The 17,512-nt window shown below is 72.7% G+C and carries 11 protein-coding genes; 8 read left to right on the top strand and 3 right to left on the bottom strand.

From position 1 onward, the window contains the following. Positions 1–75 precede the first annotated feature (75 nt). The 7 genes from ACLII4_RS01630 to ACLII4_RS01600 all read left to right on the top strand — a co-directional run bounded on the left by ACLII4_RS01630 (position 76) and on the right by ACLII4_RS01600 (position 6,643). The gene (locus tag ACLII4_RS01630) at positions 76–1,248 is read left to right on the top strand and encodes an ABC transporter permease (RefSeq protein ID WP_412069151.1); all 1,173 of its coding nucleotides are present in this window, start codon (positions 76–78) and stop codon (positions 1,246–1,248) included. A gap of 286 nt (positions 1,249–1,534) precedes the next feature. Next, positions 1,535–1,933 carry a hypothetical protein gene (locus ACLII4_RS01625; protein WP_412069150.1) on the top strand — a complete coding sequence of 133 codons (399 nt, stop codon included), beginning with the start codon at positions 1,535–1,537 and terminating at the stop codon, positions 1,931–1,933. Positions 1,934–2,004: 71 nt separating this feature from the next. After that, positions 2,005–2,598 carry a TlpA disulfide reductase family protein gene (locus ACLII4_RS01620; RefSeq protein WP_412069149.1) on the top strand — a complete coding sequence of 198 codons (594 nt, stop codon included), beginning with the start codon at positions 2,005–2,007 and terminating at the stop codon, positions 2,596–2,598. Beyond that, on the top strand, positions 2,595–3,137 hold the full coding sequence (locus ACLII4_RS01615) for a TlpA family protein disulfide reductase (RefSeq protein ID WP_412069148.1): 543 nt from the start codon (positions 2,595–2,597) through the stop codon (positions 3,135–3,137). The genes ACLII4_RS01620 and ACLII4_RS01615 overlap by 4 nt, the downstream gene beginning before the upstream one ends. Positions 3,138–3,140: 3 nt before the next feature. Next, the gene (locus ACLII4_RS01610; protein ID WP_412069147.1) at positions 3,141–5,129 is read left to right on the top strand and encodes a cytochrome c biogenesis protein CcdA; all 1,989 of its coding nucleotides are present in this window, start codon (positions 3,141–3,143) and stop codon (positions 5,127–5,129) included. Between the two features lie 4 nt (positions 5,130–5,133). Then, positions 5,134–6,048, top strand: coding sequence for a L,D-transpeptidase (locus tag ACLII4_RS01605; protein ID WP_412069146.1), 915 nt, complete (start codon positions 5,134–5,136; stop codon positions 6,046–6,048). A 52-nt stretch (positions 6,049–6,100) separates the two neighbouring features. Then, positions 6,101–6,643, top strand: coding sequence for a DsrE family protein (locus ACLII4_RS01600; protein ID WP_412069145.1), 543 nt, complete (start codon positions 6,101–6,103; stop codon positions 6,641–6,643). Positions 6,644–6,702: 59 nt separating this feature from the next. On the opposite strand, the gene ACLII4_RS01595 is transcribed toward ACLII4_RS01600, so the two are convergent. The 3 genes from ACLII4_RS01595 to ACLII4_RS01585 form a co-directional block, all read right to left on the bottom strand. Continuing rightward, the gene (locus ACLII4_RS01595) at positions 6,703–8,448 is read right to left on the bottom strand and encodes a hypothetical protein (protein WP_412069144.1); all 1,746 of its coding nucleotides are present in this window, start codon (positions 8,446–8,448) and stop codon (positions 6,703–6,705) included. A 157-nt stretch (positions 8,449–8,605) separates the two neighbouring features. Beyond that, on the bottom strand, positions 8,606–9,322 hold the full coding sequence (locus ACLII4_RS01590) for a DUF2461 domain-containing protein (RefSeq protein ID WP_412069143.1): 717 nt from the start codon (positions 9,320–9,322) through the stop codon (positions 8,606–8,608). Positions 9,323–9,587: 265 nt separating this feature from the next. Continuing rightward, a complete protein-coding gene (locus ACLII4_RS01585; RefSeq protein ID WP_412069142.1) occupies positions 9,588–14,675 on the bottom strand; it encodes a Calx-beta domain-containing protein in 5,088 nt (1,695 codons plus the stop codon). Between the two features lie 604 nt (positions 14,676–15,279). On the opposite strand from ACLII4_RS01585, the gene ACLII4_RS01580 reads away from it, so the two are divergent. Next, complete coding sequence (locus tag ACLII4_RS01580; protein ID WP_412069141.1) at positions 15,280–17,502, top strand: FG-GAP-like repeat-containing protein; 2,223 nt, start codon at positions 15,280–15,282, stop codon at positions 17,500–17,502. Positions 17,503–17,512 lie beyond the last annotated feature (10 nt).

The raw sequence follows: 17,512 nt of genomic DNA, 5'->3' as shown, positions 1-17,512 counted from the left end.
ATAGGGATCCTCGTCCGCTCCCTCGCCCCAATCCCAGACCCCGCAGTCCCCAGTCCCCGTAGTCCCCAAGTCCCCTTGAGAACCATCCTCTTCATCATTCGGAAGGAGATCCGCCAGGTGCTGCGGGACCGGATCATGCTGGTCCAGATCTTCGTGCCGCCGATCGTGCAGCTGCTGATCGTGGCGCAGGCGATGACCTTCGAGGTGGCGACGGCCGACCTCGCGCTCGTCGACCTCGACCGGAGCGCGGCGTCCGAGCGGCTCGTGGAAGGGTTCACGGCGTCCGGCCGGTTCGCCGTGACCGTCGTGACAGCGTCGGGCGACCGGGCGGACGAGGCGCTGCTGACGCGGGAGGCCAGCGTGGTGCTGCGGATCCCGGCCGGCTTCGAGCGCGACCTCCAGCGCCGCGCGTCGCCCGAGGTGCAGTTGGTGATGAACGCCGAGGACGGGGCGTCGGCGGGCGTCGTGCAGGCGTACGCGAGCCAGATCGTCGGGCGGTTCGCCCAAGCCGAGGCGCAATCGGCACAGGCGGCTGGAGTTGTCGCGGCGGCGGCGAGAGCGTCCGCCTCGATCGGAGGGCGGCCGGTGCGCGCGCGTCCGCCGCCGGGGGTGACGGTCCAGACGCGGACGCTCTACAACCCCGAGGGCGAGTACCTCGGCTACATGGCCATCGGGCTGCTGGCGTCGCTCGTGACGCTCGTCGGCATCCTGCTGACGGCGCAGAACATCGCCCGCGAGCGCGAGATCGGGACGCTCGAGCAGCTCAACGTGACGCCCATCACCAGAAGCCAGTTCATCCTGGGCAAGCTGATCCCGTTCTGGCTCCTGGGCCTCATCGAGCTGACGATCGGGCTGGTCATCATCCGCTACGCGTTCGGAACCCCGTTCCTGGGGAGCGTCGGCTGGGTGTACGCCGCGGGCGGTGTGTACCTAGTGGCCGCGCTCAGCCTGGGGCTGCTCATCTCAACGGCCGTCGCGACGCAGCAGCAGGCCATGTTCGTGACCTTCTTCGTGCTGGTGACGATGCTCTTCCTGGGGGGCATCTTCACCCCGGCCCAGTCGATGCCCGGCTGGGCGCAGGCGGTTGCGGCGGGCAACCCCATCAAGCACTTCGTGGACGTGCTCCGGGGCGTGCTGATGAAGGGGGCCGGGGCGGCCGAGGTGTGGCCGTCGGTGCTGGCGATGGCGGCGTTCGCGGCCGTCGTGCTGCCGCTGGCGCTGCTCCGCTACCGGAAGACGGCGTCGTAGAGCCGTGGGGCGTGGGCAGGATCTGGTACGTGTTTCGTGTTGCGTGTACCAGCCGCCCGGCGACGCACCCCGAAGGGCGGGCGCAGCCAACACGCAACACGTACCACTCGCCGACCTGACACAATGAGTTGACGCTGCGTCGGCCCCGCCTCGGTCCCCCGCCGGCCCCCCGAGGCGGGCACTATGGGCTGGGGCTTGGCGTTAGGGGCGGCCGGGAGCCCCTCCCGCCCGTCGCCTTCGCCGAACCCTCCGCGAGCCGACGGACTCCGCGCCCTAGCTTTGCTCCGTGAGCTCCTCGTCCCCCCGATTCACCCGAGCGGTCCGCCTGCTGGCGGCCTTGCTCGTGCCCATGGTGGCGCTCCCGGCGCTGGCCGGGCTGGTGGTGTGCGCCTCGGACGCGGGCGTGACGACCTCGTGGGGCGAGCGGCCGTGCCCGAAAAAGGGGGCGGTCCCGGGGCTCACGGCCGACGACGGCGTCGCCATTGCGTGCGTGGTCGTCCCCGAGGCGCACCCGGCCCCGCTCGTCGCCGCGCCCGACCTCCGGGCCCCGGCGCCCGCCGCGCTCCCGGCGCTGGCCGCGGCGCTCCCGCTCCCGCCGGCCGCCCCGGTCGCCCTCCTGGACGGGCCGCGGGGTCCGCCCTCCGGATCGCTCGCCGCGCTCCGGACGATCGTCCTGCGGGTCTAGACGGACCGACGCCGGCCGCGCTCGCGGTCGGCGGCTCGTGTTTCCCGTCTCGACCATTCCCCGCAGTACCCATGGACCGATTTCTCATCAAGGCGTCGGCTATCGCCGCCGTCCTCCTCCTCGTCATCGTTGGCGTCGCCGCCGCCAGCTCCCCCTCCCCGGCGCCCGCTCAGGCGACCTCCGCCCAGGCCCCCGACCTCCCTCCGTCCGGCCCCGAGGGCCCGTCGCCCGACCCGGACCCGATCCCGGCCCCGGACTTCGCGATCGCCACGCGCTCGGGCGAGACGTTCCGGTTGTCCGAGCATCGCGGCGAGGTCGTCGTGCTCAACCTGTGGGCCACGTGGTGCCCACCGTGCCGCCACGAGATCCCCGACTTTATCGAGCTCCAGGACGAGCTGGGCGATGAGGGCCTGACGGTCGTCGGCGTCGCGCTCGACGAGGGCGGCTGGGACGCCGTCGGCCCGTTCGCCGACGAGATGGCGATCAACTACGCCGTCGCCGTCGACGACGGGACCGTGGAGGGACTCTATGGCCCGACCGTCTCACTCCCGACGACCTTCGTGATCGACCGCGAGGGCAACGTCGCTCACTACATCCCGGGGATGATCCTGCGCGATCAGCTCGAGCCGCTCGTCCGGCCGCTCCTCGACGGGTCGGGATCGTGAGCCGCGACGCCCGCCCCGACGCCGCGACGTGGCGACGGCGGGCGTGGGTGGCCCTCCAGTGGGGGGCCATCCTCGTCTTGGCCGTCGTCGCGTTCCGCCGCCTGGTCCCCGACCTCGACCTCCCCGATCTGGGGCCCGCCCCGGTCCTGACGTACCGCGCCCTCGACGGGCGCGCGGTCGGGCCGGCCGACTACGACGGCCAGGTCGTCGTGCTCAACGTGTGGGCCACGTGGTGCCCGCCGTGCGTCGTCGAGACGCCCGGGTTCGTCGACCTCCAAGAGGAGTTCGCGGGCGATGTCCAGTTTCTCGGGCTCTCGCAAGACGAGGACCCCGCCGACGTCCGCGCCTTTGCCGCTCGGTACGGCGTGGAGTACCCGCTCTTGGTCGGCCCGCCGACGGCCGGGGCCGCGCCGCCGACGGCCGTGCTCCCCACCACCTTCGTCATCGACCGGAGCGGCCGCGTCCGGATGCGCCACGAGGGGCTCCTGGTCGAGCCCGCGCTCCGGTCCGCCCTCCGCACGCTCGTCGCCGAGCGCTAACCCATGCGATCCCTCCTCTCCCTCCTCGTCGTCGTCGCCGCGTTCGCGGCTCCGTCCGACGCCCAGCCCGCCTTCTTCGGCGGCGCCCCGCCGCCCGACCCCGACGAACTCGTGGTCTGGACCGGCCCCTCTGATCCCATCGCTCTCACGCCGGGCGAGGCCGCCTCCGTCCGCTTGGGCGTCACCATCGCTGACGGCTGGCACGTCTACGCGCTCGACTCGCCGACCGGGCTCCCGCTCCGGGTCGAGGCCGCGCTCCCGGCGGGCGTCCGCGTCGACGGCCTCCGCCAGTCCCCGCCGATCGACGCCATCGACCAGGCGCTCGGCGAGCCCGTGCGGTGGTTCGAGGGTGAGGCGTCCGTCGAGCTCGCCGTCCTCGCGTCGGGCGCGGTCGGCGCAGGCGAGCACCGGGCGTCGGTCGACGTCACGTTCGGGGTGTGCGACGACCAGATCTGCCTCCCGCCGCGGACGCGGACGCTCCCGCTCCAGCTCGCCGTCGCGACTCCGGCGCCCGCCCCTCCATCGACCGAGGGGCCTCTCGCAGAGGCGCCGCTGGCGGAGGGGCCCGTCCCGGCGGACACCACCGAGGCCGACCTCGCGCTCGTCCCCGTCGACATCTCGGACGACGATGACTCGGCGACTGCCGCGGTTGCCGCGCCGCCCGTTCGGGGTGGGGCGGGGGAGGGGCTCGCGGGGTTCCTCCTGCTCGCCGTAGGCGCCGGGCTGGCGGCGCTGCTGACGCCGTGCGTGTTTCCGCTCGTCCCGCTGACCGTCGGGGCGTTCTCGCACGGGGCGGGGTCGCGGGGCGGCGCGGTCGGGCGGGCGCTGGGGTTTGGGTTGGCCGTCGTCGCCGTGTTCACGGCGCTGGGGGCCGCGGCGTCCGTGGCGCTGGGCGCGGCGGGCGCGCAGCAGGTCGCCGCCAACCCGTGGGTCAACCTCGCGCTCGGGGCGGCCTTTGTCGTGTTCGCGCTCTCGCTCTTGGGGCTCGTCGAGTTGCGGCTGCCGGCGCGGTGGGCGACGGCTGTCGACGGCGCCTCCCGGAAGCGGACGGGCGTGATGGGCACGCTGCTGGCGGCGCTCGCGCTCGCCGTCGTCTCGTTCTCGTGCACGGCCCCGTTCGTGGGCGGGCTCCTCGCGACGGCCGCCGGCAGCGGGGCGCCGGGCGGGTGGGCGCGCCCGCTGCTCGGGATGGCCGCGTTCTCGGCCGCCTTCGCGACGCCGTTCGTCGTCCTGGCCGCGGCGCCGGGGCTGGCGGCGCGGCTCCCCCGGTCGGGCGGCTGGATGGCGACCGTCAAGGGGACGCTGGGGTTCGTGGAGCTGGCCGCCGCACTGAAGTTTCTGTCGAACGCCGACCTCGTCTGGGGCGTCGGCGTGTTGACGCGGCCCGTCGTGGTGGCGCTCACGATGGCCGTCGCGCTGCTTGCCGTGGGGTTCCTCCTCGGCCGGCTCCGGGTCGGGCCCGACGCCCCGCCCGCCTCCATCGGTGCGGGCCGGTTGCTCGGCGCAACCGTCGCCCTGGCCGCCGTCTTGGTGCTCGCGCCCGGCCTGGGCGGCGCCGCCGTGCCGCTCGCCGACGCCTTTCTCCCCCCGCGGACCGCGCCCGCCGACGGCCCGGCGGCGGACGGCGAGCTGGCCTGGCACACCGACGACCTCGACGCCGCGCGCGCCGAGGCCGCCGCGACCGACACGCCGCTCTTCGTCGACTTTACCGGCTACACCTGCACGAACTGCCGGGCGATGGAGGCGTCGGTCTTCCCGGCCCCCGAGGTCGCGCCCCTCCTGGCAGACGAGATGGTCCGCGCCAAGCTGTTCACCGACGGCCGCCCGCTCGGCCCGGCCTTCCAAGAGATCCAGCAGATGCTCACCGGGACCGTGGCCATGCCGACGTACGCCGTCCTCTCGCCCTCTGGCGAGGTCGTCGGGGTGTGGTCGGGGATGGCCACGCCCGAGGACTTTGCCGCCTTCCTTCGCTCCGCCCTCGCCCGTGTTTAGACCCATGCACCCGACCTCCCGCTTCGTCTGGGGCCTCGCCCTGCTGGCGGCGCTCGCCGTCCCCACGGCCGCGGCCCAGACCTACGACCAGTCCGTGCTCGGGGCCATCCTCGAGCGCCAGGCCCGGCTCCCCGACACGCCCGTCCGCTACGCGACCTACCGCGTGGAGCACCCGTCGGGCAACTCGCTGTTGGCGCGTCACGCCCTCTACGAGCAGGTTGGCGAGGGCGACGCCGCGCTCGGCCGCGACCGCCTCCGCCTCGGTCAACTCCTCGGCGCCCCGCGGATCGGGGACCTCCGGATCGGCGACACGCTCGTGCTCCCCGCCCGGCCCGCCGACTTCGACCTGTCGCCGATCGCGTACGCCCCGTACCCGCGGACGTGGCCCGGCGCCGCCGAGATCGAGAAGGCCGTCGTCGTCGACAAGACGACCCAGACGTGGGCGGCCTACGACCGGGGCCGGCTCGCGCGCTGGGGCCCGGCCTCGACCGGCGCCGCCGAGACGCCCACGCCGTCGGGCCGCTTTTCGATGAACTGGCGGACACTCGAGCGCTACTCGTCGGAGGCCCCGCCCGGCGAGCGCTGGCTGATGCGCTACGTCATGAACATCCACGCCGCGCGCGGCATCCACCTCCACCAGTACGACGTCGTCCCGACGGGCCCGCCGCAAGGCCACGGCTGCGTGCGGATGGTAACGTCCGACGCCGAGTGGCTCTACGCCTGGTCCGACGGCTGGCAGACGACGGCGGGGCCCGGCGCCCTCGGCGGCCGGCCGACGGCGCCGGGCACACTCGTGATCGTGCAGGGGACGGAGCCCGCCGGCCCAGCCGTCCGCTTCGTCGACGGTCCGGATGGCCCCGAGCGCGTCGTGGTGGCGCTTCCATCCGACCCGATGGCCGTGCCCCGTGGCGACCGCTAGCCCGAACGCCCGCCCACGCCCCGCGTATCTCCTCCCCCCACCACACATCATCATGGTTCGCCTCCTTTTCGCTCTCCTCGTCGCCGCCATGGCCCTTCCCGCCGCCGCCCAGGCCGACCTTCCCGACTGGCACACGCCCGTCGTCGAGGGCGTCGGCCCGTCGGTCCACCTTCCCGGCGCAGCCGTCCCGCCCGACACGTCGCTGACGTACCGGTTGGTGTTCGACGTGATCGAGGGCGGAGCCGAGGGGAAGGCGCCGCTCGGTCTCATCCAGGTCGCCCGGACCCTCAACTCGTTCGCGCTCTACGGCATGACGCCGGAGCGGATGGAGATCGTCGCCGTCCTCCACGGCCCCGCCACGGCCGCTGCCCTCGGCGACGCCGCGCACCGTGCGCACGTCGGTGGCGACAACCCGGCGCTCGGGCTCGTCCGGCGGCTCCGCGAGCTGGGCGTCGAGGTGTTCGTCTGCGGCAACGCGCTGACGGGCCACGGCTACGCGACGGCGGAGGTGGCGGACGAGGTGACGGTCGCGACCTCGGCGCTGGCGGTCGTGTCCACGTATCAACTCCGCGGCTACGCGCTGATGGCGTTCTAGCGAGCCCGCCCGCCCGGGTGCCGTCGCCGAGGCGGGCGGCGTCCGTCGGCGAGACCGCGTCACTCGGGCCGGCATGCGGCGACCGCCTCCGGTGCGAGACCGAACGCGCGAAGGATGAAGGCACGGCTCTCGATGGGCGCGATCTGACGGTCCTGGTCGTGGCCCGCCCTCGGGTGGAACTGCACGTCGAGGCACGCGCCCGGGTCGCGCTCGCCCTCGTAGCGGGCGACGAAGTCCCGCCCGTTGACGATGGGGACGATCGAGTCCTCAATGCCCCAGTGGACCTGGGCGAGCGGCAGGAGATCGGCGTGGTAGAGCGCGGAACTGGCGATGAGGTGTCGTCGGGTCGCGGCGAGGGTGCGGCCTTGGTCGCGCGCGCGGCTCAGGAAGTAATCGATGAACTGGCCGCCCGTCTCGCCTGGGGCCGCCCGGTTGCGCAAGCCGTCGGCGACGAGCTCAGCCTGGGTCCACCCGCTCAGGTCCATCCGCGAGAACCAGTCGGTCGGAGCGGCCCACGAGACCACGCAATCCACCTGCGGCTCCCGGATGCCGGTCAGCAAGGCGACGGCTCCGCCCCGGCTCCGGCCGTACACGCAGACGCGCGAGGCGTCGGCCTCAGGCGTGGCGGCGAGGGCCGCGTGGAGGAACGCGATCGCGTCGTCGGTGGCGCCGTCCCAGGCGTCGGAGCGGTCGCCCTCGGACGCCACCGTGTCGGCCCCGATCACGACCCGCTCGCCCCGGTAGCCGGGCGCCACATAGATCACCTGGCCCCGCTCGGCGCCCATAAACCCGGGGCTCGTCAGGCCGCCCGGGACCTCGAGCGGGGGGAAGCTCGGCGAGACGCCCTTGGCCTCGACGAGGACCGGGAGCGGCCCCGTCGCGCCGTCCGGCACGATGACGACCCCGAGGTGGCGCTGGCCGTGGACGTCGTGCGCGACGACGCGGGCCTCGGCCGGGACGCCGCCCAGATCGATCTGACGCCGGAGGACGACCTCGACGCCTCGGGCCGAGAGGTCGCGCCGGGCCCACTCGGCTCGGACGGCGGCCACCTCGTCCGGGCGGGGCGCTTGAAAGAGGTCGGCGAGGGCGAACGGCAGCGTCCACCCCTCGTCGGTAGAGGGCTCCCGCCCGCCCAAGCGGACGAGGGCCACGAGGGCCCCCTCGTGGGCGGGGTCGAGCGCGAGGGCCTGCTCGTAGGCGCGCTGGGCGCCGGCTCGGTCCCCGGCGGCGACGAGAGCGTCGCCGAGGGCCGCATGGGCGGACGCCGCCTCGGGGACGAGCCGGACGAGCTCGGCGAGGAACGCGGCGGTCTCGGCCGCCCGCGTCGGGGCGCTGCGGAGCCACTGCCGAGCGGCCCCCACGGCCGCCTCTGGGCGGGCCGGGTCGGCCGCGTAGGCGCGGGCCGCCTCCATCGGATGGCCGCCGACGAGGAGTTGGACCGCCCGCGGAGGGGCGTCCCCGAGGCGGCCGTAGTCGATGTCGTCCGTCAAGCCGTGCACGCGAGCGCCGGTCACGCACCCGTCCGCATCCCGGACGAACGCGGCCCCGAACCGGGGGTGGGCCGCGACGACGAACGAATCGGCCTCGACGGGGCGCAAGACCATCGGCCCGCTCCAGAGGACCGGGTCCATGAGGAGCGTGCCCCGCCGCTCGACGAACGTGACCACGTCGTCGCTCGCCGGTCCGCCCGCGCCGAACGCCCCCTCGAAGGCGGCGAGGGCACTCGAGCAGTCCGGCTGGGCCACACCTTCGAGAGGCACACACGCTCCAACCATGACGACGACGAGGGCGAGGGGCAGGCGCATGGGTCCGGCGAGAGCGGTCTGGCCGAGACGGCTGCCGAGGCCGAGGGTTTCAGGCACGGCTTGTGGCGTTCCGAATGGGAGGGCGCTTCCCGTCCCGAGACGCCCGGGCCCGATGTGCCCTCTGCGCCGGGCGGGCGCTCGCCGGGCCGGGGGGGGCTCAGCGGCCGTCGGCGACGGCCCAGCCGTAGTCCAGGAGCGGCCGGAGCGCCTCGGCGGTCTCGACGGCGAGGTCGGTGAATCCGGGCGACTGCACCGCCGCGTCCGGCACGTCGTCGCGGAAGGCCACGAAGCCGGCCTTCCAGCGTAGGAACTCGGCGACGGGCGAGTCGGCAAACGACTCGAACCCGCGCGGCAACCGCTTCAGCAGGTTGGGGCCCGTCGCCTGGAACCGCAGGCCGCTCGCGCGGACCGCCTCGACCACGTCGAGCCACGCCTGCGGCTCGGCCACCATCCGCTCGCGCCAGCGCCGCAGGAAGGGCGACTCGGGCTGCCAGAACCCGCCGCCGACCAGCGACCCACCCGGTTCGATGTGGACGTAGAGCACGCCCGGCGCCTTCTTGTCACCGTTCCGCCCCAACGACGCGGCGATGTGCGTCTTGTACGGCGTCTTGTCTTTCCCAAACCGCGTGTCGCGGTAGATCCGGAAGACGCCCTTGCGCGGGTCCGCCGAGAGCGGGATCCCCGCCTCTGGCAGCCGCCGGCTGAGGTCGGCCACCAGCATCCGCAGCGGCGCCAGCAACTCGTCGTCGTAGGTCGCCTTGCGTGGCTTGAACCACTCGCGGTCGTTGTGCTCGCGCAGGGCGCGCAGGAACGCCAGTCCCTCGTTGGAGACGCCGGGGAAGGGGGGCAAGAGGTCGGGCGGAGGAGCGGCCACGGCGAGTCGAGGGAGGCGTACGGCCACGATAGCCATGCCCCCTGACGATGGTGAGTCGCAGGGGACGCCCAAGGCCCAGGCTCGCGCCGCCCGCTGGCAGACCCACAGGTGCGTTGGTCGATCCAGCCTGCCTTCCCCGCCGACCGCGTCGCAGCACCGCTCGATCATCGTACGCGCGCCCTTCCCGGCTGGGCGTCGGTCCGATCACGCAAGCCACGCGGGCGCCGCCCCAAGGCTCGACGGCCTCGGGGCGGCGGCGCACCGACTACCGAGCAACGGTGAGCTTGCGCGTGCCAGACACCGTCTCGCCGACGATCCGCACCACGTACGTGCCCGGCGCCAACCGGCCGCCGACCTCGATACGCTCCACGCCCGACACGCGGCCCTCGAACGGGACCCCCACGACGCGGCCGACGGCGTCGAGAACCTCCACGCGGACGCGCTGCGGAACGTCGACCGCGACCTCCAGCCAGGCTGAGCCGGTCGTCGGGTTGGGGTACGCGAGGCCAACCGATGACTCCTCGACGTCGGCCTCGTTGGCCACAGGGTTGTCGTTGTCGGTGATCGTGAGGGTGAGCCGCGCGCGGTCCAGGGCCAGGCCCTCCCCGTCGCCACCGGTGGCGTTCTGGATCTCGAACTCGAACGTCTCCGGGCCCTCCGCAAGGGCGTCGTCGGTGACGGGGATCTCGACGGTCACCGAGGTCGCTCCGGCTTGGACCTCGACGGTGACAGCCTCGAACCCGTCGAGGTCGTCGGGGCCGGCGCCGTCCGGGGCCGAGCCGGCGAGCACGATGTCAAACGAGCCGCCCTCGGCGAGCGCTTCGCCGAACTCGACGTCAAGCTCGACAGTGTCGACGCCCTCGGTCGCCGTCAGATCGCCGGCTGAGAACGAGATGGAGGTCGCAGATGGATCGACCGTGACGACCGTCTGCGCCGGCGTGCCGACCTCGAGGCCGGTCGCGTTCTGAATCTCGAACGTGAACGCCTCCGCGCCCTCGGTCCGGCCGTCGTCAGTGATCGCGATCGCAATGGCGGCAGTCAAGTCGCCCGTGGCGAACGTGACCGTCTGCGTCTCGAACCCTCCGACATCGTCGGCGTCGGCGCCGTCGGGAGAGGTGGCGACGAGCACGACCTCGACGGTCTCGCCGCCGCCGGCCGGTGACCCCAGCGTCAGGGTGAGCGTCGCCGTGGCGCCCTCGGCGACCATGAATGCCGCATCGGCGAACTGGACGGCGGCTTTCGAGGGGGCGACGGTGATCGTCGTCTCGTCCTCGACGGAGACATCCAAGCCGTCGGCGTCCCCGAGGGAAAGCGTAAACGTCTCGGTGCCCTCCGCGATGCCGTCACGCGTGATCGGGACCACGACCGTGGCCGACATCGCGCCGTCGGCAAAGGTGACCGTCGCCGACGTGAACCCACCCAGGTCCTCCGAGGTGGCGCCGGGCCCGGACGTGTCGGTGAGCGCGATCTCGACGGCCTCCCCGCCGACGGCCGCGTCGCTGAGGGTGACCTCGACCTCGACGGCATCGCCTTCCTCGGCGTTGTAGGCGGAGATCTCGAGGGCGACGGTCGCAATCGAGAGCGCGACCGTCAGGACGGTCTCGGAGGGGGTGCCCAGGCCCAGGCCCACGAGGTTCTGGAGTTCGAACGTGAACGCCTCGTCGCCCTCGGTCCGGCCGTCGCGTGGGACGGCGATCGTGACGACGGCCTCGAGGTCGCCTTCGTCGAAGTCGATCGTCGTGGACGTGAAGCCGTCGAGGTCGTCGGAGTCCGCGCTCGTCGGGTCCCCGTCGGCGAACACGACGTCGACGGCCTCGGTGCCGGCGGCGGCCTCAGAGAGCGTGACGCGGAGCTCGACCGTGTCGCCCTCCTCGGCGACGTACGCCTCTGCTGCGAACTGGATGGCCGGCGCGTCCTCGATGGTCAACGTGATGTCGCCGTCGATGATCGTCGCGTCGGGGCTGGTGACCTCGAGCGTGGCGATCTCGTCGCCTTCGACGACGCCGTCGTCTTCGAGAGCGACGGCGACCTGGAAGTCGGTGCCGCTCGGCGTGCCGGCGAGTGCCGTCAGCGTCTCGGGGAAGTCGCCGTCGAAGGGGGCGGTGCCGGCTGTCGACGGGGCGAAGTCGTCGTTGTCGGCCGAGCCGTCGACCTGGGTGAAAGTGAACGAGGCGTTCTCGCCGAGCGGGGCGCCGTCGCCGGTCGTGAGCGTCGCGGTGAGGGTCGTCGTCTGGCCCTCGCGCGCCGAGTACTCGGTGGTGGCGAACGCGACCGTGACCGTCTGCTCGGAGGCGGCGACCTCGAGGTCGAAGCGGGACGGCTGGGCGACGAAGGCGCCGGTGGCGTTCTCGAGGTCGAAGAGGAAGCTCTCGACGCCCTCGGCCGCCCCGTCCTCCGTGATCGTCAGGGGGACCGTCTGGGAGGTTTCGCCGGCCGCGAACGTGACCGTCTCGGTCTGGGCCGTGAAGCCGCCCAAGTCGCCGGGCGTGGTCGCGTCGTCCTCGTCCTCGACGAGGACGATCTCGACGGTGACGCCGCCGGTCGGTGCCGGCGTGGAGAGTGTGACCGTGAGGTCGACGGTGTCGCCCTCTTCGGCCGATGCCGACGCCGGGGTGGCGAACTGCACGGTGGGCGCCACCCGGACGGCGCGCGAGAACTCGCTCGTCCCGCCGAAGTCGCTTCCGCTGGTCGGCGTCGCGGTCGCCGTCACGATGTCGCCGGGGTCAAGGCCTTCCGTCGCGATGGATCCCACCGCGGTCCCGCCGTCGGCAGCGACCGTGAGGAGCCGGGCGCCGACGAACCGGGCGCCCTCGCCGAAGCCCGATGCGTCGGCTGCGTCGCTGGCAAAGATCTCGATGAGGTACGAGCCCTGTGCCGAAGTGAGTGAGACGTCGACGGCCCCGCCGGTCTCGGTCGGGGTCGCGGCCGTGATCACCGGGTAATTCTGGAGGTCGTTGGGGCCGCTGTCCGAGTCGTCGGCGTCGTTCTCCGTGACGCCAGATCCGTCCTCGGTTCCGCCCTCGAGGTCGATCCCGAGCCCGCCGTTGCTGAAGATGCGGTTGCCGAGGATGGAGGCGTCTCCATCTTGCCCTCCCGACACGCCCACCAGCACGCCTTGGCCAGCGTTGAACGCGATCAGGTTGGACTCGGCGTCGATGGCGCTCCCGCGGGTGCCCACCCTGGCATTCTGCGCTCCGCTGATGAGGACGCCCTCGTCCCGGTTGCCGAGGGCGCTCGTCCCGTCTGCGCCGACGCCGATGTAGTTGCCAGCGACGATGGCGTTCGGGCTCGGCGCGGTCGGCGTCCCTCCGATCGTAACGCCCGAGCCCTCGTTCCCCGAGATCACGTTGCGCTCGTCCGCATCCCCGGTGTCGTTCCCGTCGGTTCCGACGCGGAGGTTCGACGAGTTGGCGAAGGCGAAGATGCCGTCGCTCTGGTTCCCCAGCTCGACGGTCCCCGTCGCGTCGGTCCCGATGTAGTTGCCGGCGATGGTGATGTCCGCAGCGTCCTGGAGGCGGACGCCGTTGCTCAAGTTCCCCGAGATCACGTTGCGCTCCGCCGCGTCGTTCTGCCCATCGCCGTCCGTACCGACGAGGATGCCCGCCGTGAAGAGCGTGAACACCCCGAAGTTGTTGTTGCCGAGGGCGGCCGTACCACTCGCATCGGTCCCGATGTAGTTGCCCGCGATGACGGAGCCCGTCGACCCGGTACCGACGGGGCTGACGCCGGACCCCCGGTTGCCGGAGAGCACGTTGCGCTCGCCCTGGTCGTTCTGCCCATCGCCGTTCGTACCGACGAGGGTGTTCGGTGAATCAGCGATCGTGATCCCGAAGACGTTGCCCAAGCGTTGGGTCCCTGCGGCGTCGGTCCCGATGTGGTTGCCTTCGATGACCGCGCCCGAGGCGTTCTGGAGGCGGATCCCACTGCCGTTGAAGCTGTACACGGCGAGCCCTCGGATGGTGACGTCGGCCACCGACTGGACCGAGAGCCCGATCGGGCTGTCGAACGATCCCGCCTCTCCGGCGCCTGACCCGTCGAGCTGGACCCGAATCACCGCGTTCGAGCCGACCGCCAGCGTGTTCGGGCTCGACCCCGGCTGCGTGTATCCGTCGATGTCGACGCCGTCGTCGGTGATGCCGGGGAGTGCGCTTGTGGGCGCGATCGTGGCGGTGCCCCCGACGGCGCCGAACGCGTCCAGCACCTCGAAGCCGATGGTGTCGAGGTTCGGTACCTCCTGGCCGTCGTTGGCGTTCGCGACCTGGATGGCCTCGCGCAGCGTGCAGTCGCCGTCGAGCTCGCCGTCGGTGCACGCCGCCATCGAGGTCGTGGCGTCGTAGGGCTGGTCGTCGGCCGTCGTGTCCACCAAGAGGTCGACGCCGGTCACGGTGGCTTGGAACGGGCCGATGATCGAGACGCTGTCGCCGCTGAAGTTGGCGACGTAGACCCGGTTCGTGGCAGCGTTGACACCGACACCAAAGGGGGCCACCGTAAACGGGCCCGTGCCGACGTCGAGGGTCGCAAGGACCTGGTCGGTAACGGCGTCGATGACCGACACGGTGGCATCGTCCTCGTTCGCGACGTAGACGAGACCTCGGCCTGCGTCGACGGCTATGCCCTGCGGGCCGACGCCGACGGGGATGGTCGCCAGAACTAGGTTGGTCGCACCGTCAACGACGACGACGACGTCATTGCCGCGATCGGACACGTAGACCCGGTTCGTCGTCTCGTCCACAGCGACCCGCTGGGGGTTGGCCCCGACCACGGGGTTGGCGAGGACTGCGCCCGTGGTGGCATCGACGACGGTCAGCTCGCCATCCCGCTCTGCCACATAGAGGCGGTTGGTCGTCTCGTTGACGGCGAGCGAGAGGGGCTGTTGGGATCCCAGACCGGTCGTCGGCAAGGTGGCCGAGTTGTCGGACCCGTCGATGAACGTGACCGCCCCTGCCGTTTGGTTCGCGACGTAGATCGTGTTGGTCGTCTCGTTGACGGCGACGCCGAGTGGGCCGCCGCCGACGAGGATTCTGGTCACGATGGTCCGATCCGATCCATCGATGACGACGACGTTCCCTGCGCTCGACTCTGTGACATAGAGGGTGTTCGTCGTAGCGTTCACCCCTGCGCCATGTAGACCGACCGTACCCACGGCGATCGTCTCCAGCCCATTGGTGGCTCCGTCGATCACGGACACCGTCCCGTCGAAGTTGCCCACGTAGATCGTGTTGGTCGTCTCGTCGATCGCGACCGGATCCGGCCCCGCATCGGCTGGCAGGTCGATCGTCCCGAGGACGGTCTGGGCCGACAACGGGGATGCGAGGGCGAGGGTGAGGAGGGCGAGGAGGTTCAGTCGCGTCATGTCAGAGAGCGGTATGGCTGGCCCTCAGGGTCGGGGAGTGACAGGGGCCGGCTCGCAAAGTGGGGCACCGGAGCCCCCTGCGCTTGTCTGTAGGCCTCAATCTGTTGTCCGTGTGACGCATGCCGCCTTGCGGCACCTCCTTGGTGCTCCTCCAGGGAGGGCCGCCAGCGCCGCGCTTCGTTCCGGCGTGGGCGCGCTAAGGAGGGAGAAGCGGTCGGGGTGCCTCCGCCCGGGCCCGGTGACGGCCGTGCAGCGCCACACGGCGGTTCAGACCAGCTCTCTGCTCGCGGGCGGCGTCCCCGCCCGTGCCGACCTCTGTAGACGCCATCTGCGACCACGCCGAGCAAGCCCCGGCACCTCCCCGATAAGGCCGGGGACTTGGGCAAAGGCGGGGACTGGGCAGGGTGGCACCCGGATCTCTTCGGCAAGGCCCAGAGCCGCGTGGGCACGAGGTTGGACCCCCGAGACATGGACGCAGACCTCCACCCCCCTCCGCCCACGGCGTCCTGCCACCCCCGAGAGCGGGCCGGGGAGGGTGCTGCCCGCCCGCCCGTCTCCTGCTGGCTGCCCGCCTCCACTCCCGCCCACGCTAGGTTCGGGCCCGATGCCGACCGTCCGTTTCCTCCTGCTCCTTCTCGTTGCCGCCCTCGCGGGCTGTGGCGAGCGCCCCGGCGCCGTCGCCCCCGGCACCGCCCGCATGGCCGACACGCTCGCCGCCCGCGTCGCCGCCGCGGAGGCGAGCCCGATGCCGTACTTCATCCTGAACACGGCGCGAGCGGACCTTTTGGAAGCCGCCGCCGGACAGTACCGCGGCGAGAGTCTCTTGCGCGCCCGCTTCGACCTTGCGCGCGAGCGCCTCAACGCGGGCGACACCGACGCCGCCATCGGGCACCTCGTCGACCTCGCCGACGCCAGCGGTGGCCCCGACGCCATCGCCGCCAGCCCCCTCGCGCACGCCGTCTACACCCTGCTGGCGACGGCCTACCTCCGGCGCGGCGAGCAGGCCAACTGCCTCGCCAACCACCACGCGGGTGAGGTCTGCGTGTTGCCCTTCCGCGGCGCCGCCGTCCACGCCGACCCCGACGGCGCCCAGCGCGCTGCCGACGTGCTCGAAGACCTGCTGGCGGCCGATCCGGGCGACCTCCGTGCGCAGTGGCTGTTCAACGTCGCCCACCAGGCCCTCGGCACGTACCCCGACGGCGCCGGCGAGCACGCCCTGCCTGGGCTCGGCGCGCCCGACGCCGCGCCGCGCTGGCGCAACACGGCCCCCCAGCGCGGCGCCGCCCTCGACGGCATCTCCGGCGGCGTCTCCGCCGAGGACTTCGACGGCGACGGCGACGCCGACCTGCTCGTCACCAGCTACGGGCTGGCGGATCCGATCCGCTACCTCGAAAACCGGGGCGGCCAGTTTGTTGACGCGACCGAGGCCGCCGGGCTGACGGGCCTGACCGGCGGCCTCAACACCATCCACGGCGACATCGACCATGACGGCGACGCGGACGTGCTCGTTCTGCGCGGCGGCTGGTTCGGCGCCGTCGGCGCGTGGCCCAACTCGCTCCTGCTCAACGACGGGACGGGGCGGTTCGAGGACGTCACGTATGCCGCTGGCCTGGGCGACGAGCGCCCCACCCAGACGGCCGCGTTCGCCGACATCGACGGCGACGGCGACCTGGACCTCTTCGTCGGCAACGAGAGCGGCGGCGCCTACCCCGACGCGCTCGGCGAGACGGCGACTTCGGCAGAGCACCCGTCCCAGCTCTTCCTTAACGAGGGCACCGACGCTGACGGCGTCCCCCGCTTCCGCGACATCTCCGCCGAGTCCGGCGTCGCGCTCGCGGCGTTCGTCAAGGGCTCTGCGTTTGGCGATGTCGAGGGCGACGGGCGGCCCGACCTCTACGTGTCGGTCTTGGGCGGCCCGAACAAGCTGTACCTCAACCGCACCGAAGGCGGGCGCGTCCGGTTCGTCGAAGGCGCCGACGCGGCGGGCGTCGCCGACCCCACCTTCAGCTTCCCCGTCGCCTGGTTCGACGCCGACGGCGACGGGCGTGACGACTTGGTCGCCGTCAGTTACGACGTGGCCCACTTTTTCGAGACGCCGGCCGACGCGGCCCGCGAGGCGCTCGGGCTCGCGCCCACCGCCGAGACCACCCGCCTCTTTCTCAACCGCGGCGACGGCACCTTCCGCGATGCCAGTGCCGACGCCGGCTTGGCGCTCCCCTTGTTCGGGATGGGCTTGGGTGTCGGCGACCTCGACGGCGACGGCCGGCTCGACCTGTACGTCGGCACTGGCGCGCCGGAGCTCGCCTCACTCATCCCCAACCGCGTCTTCCTCAACCGCTCGACCCCAGGCGCGCCAGCCTTCCGAGACGCCACGCTCACCTCCGGCCTGGGTCACCTCCAGAAAGGCCACGCCATCGCCGTCGGCGACCTCGACGGCGACGGCGACGAGGACATCTATCAGGTGATGGGTGGCGCCGTCGAGGGCGACCGCGCCCGCAACGTCCTGTTCGAGGGCCCCGACGGCGGGCGCTGGCTGACCGTTACCCTCGTCGGCCGCGCACACGCCGCGCACGGCGCGCGCCTCGCGCTCCGCGTGCGCCGGCCCGACGGCACCGCGCGCACGCTTGTGCGGACCGTCGGCACCGGCGCCAGCTTCGGGGCGGGCACGCTCGCGCTCGAGATCGGTCTGGGCGACGGCGTCGTGCAAGGCGCGACGGTCCGGTGGCCGGGCGGGCCCGAGGAGGCGGTCGAGGGGCTGTCGGCAGGTGGCCGGTTCCGGCTTGACGAAGGAACGGGCCGGGCCGAGCGGGTCGCCGAGGACGCCTAAGGGGCCGTCG

This window comes from Rubrivirga aquatilis (assembly GCF_046845665.1).
Classification (GTDB): Bacteria; Bacteroidota; Rhodothermia; order Rhodothermales; family Rubricoccaceae; genus Rubrivirga.
The sequence above is the reverse complement of the archived record's forward strand: the minus strand, read 5'-3'. Positions and strand labels throughout refer to the sequence as shown.

Coding starts and splice junctions, on each gene's coding strand:
- ACLII4_RS01620 (WP_412069149.1), top strand. CDS start 2,005: ATGGACCGATTTCTCATCAAGGCGTCGGCTATCGCCGCCGTCCTCCTC.
- ACLII4_RS01610 (WP_412069147.1), top strand. CDS start 3,141: ATGCGATCCCTCCTCTCCCTCCTCGTCGTCGTCGCCGCGTTCGCGGCT.
- ACLII4_RS01605 (WP_412069146.1), top strand. CDS start 5,134: ATGCACCCGACCTCCCGCTTCGTCTGGGGCCTCGCCCTGCTGGCGGCG.
- ACLII4_RS01600 (WP_412069145.1), top strand. CDS start 6,101: ATGGTTCGCCTCCTTTTCGCTCTCCTCGTCGCCGCCATGGCCCTTCCC.
- ACLII4_RS01595 (WP_412069144.1), bottom strand. CDS start 8,448: ATGCGCCTGCCCCTCGCCCTCGTCGTCGTCATGGTTGGAGCGTGTGTG.
- ACLII4_RS01585 (WP_412069142.1), bottom strand. CDS start 14,675: ATGACGCGACTGAACCTCCTCGCCCTCCTCACCCTCGCCCTCGCATCC.
- ACLII4_RS01580 (WP_412069141.1), top strand. CDS start 15,280: ATGCCGACCGTCCGTTTCCTCCTGCTCCTTCTCGTTGCCGCCCTCGCG.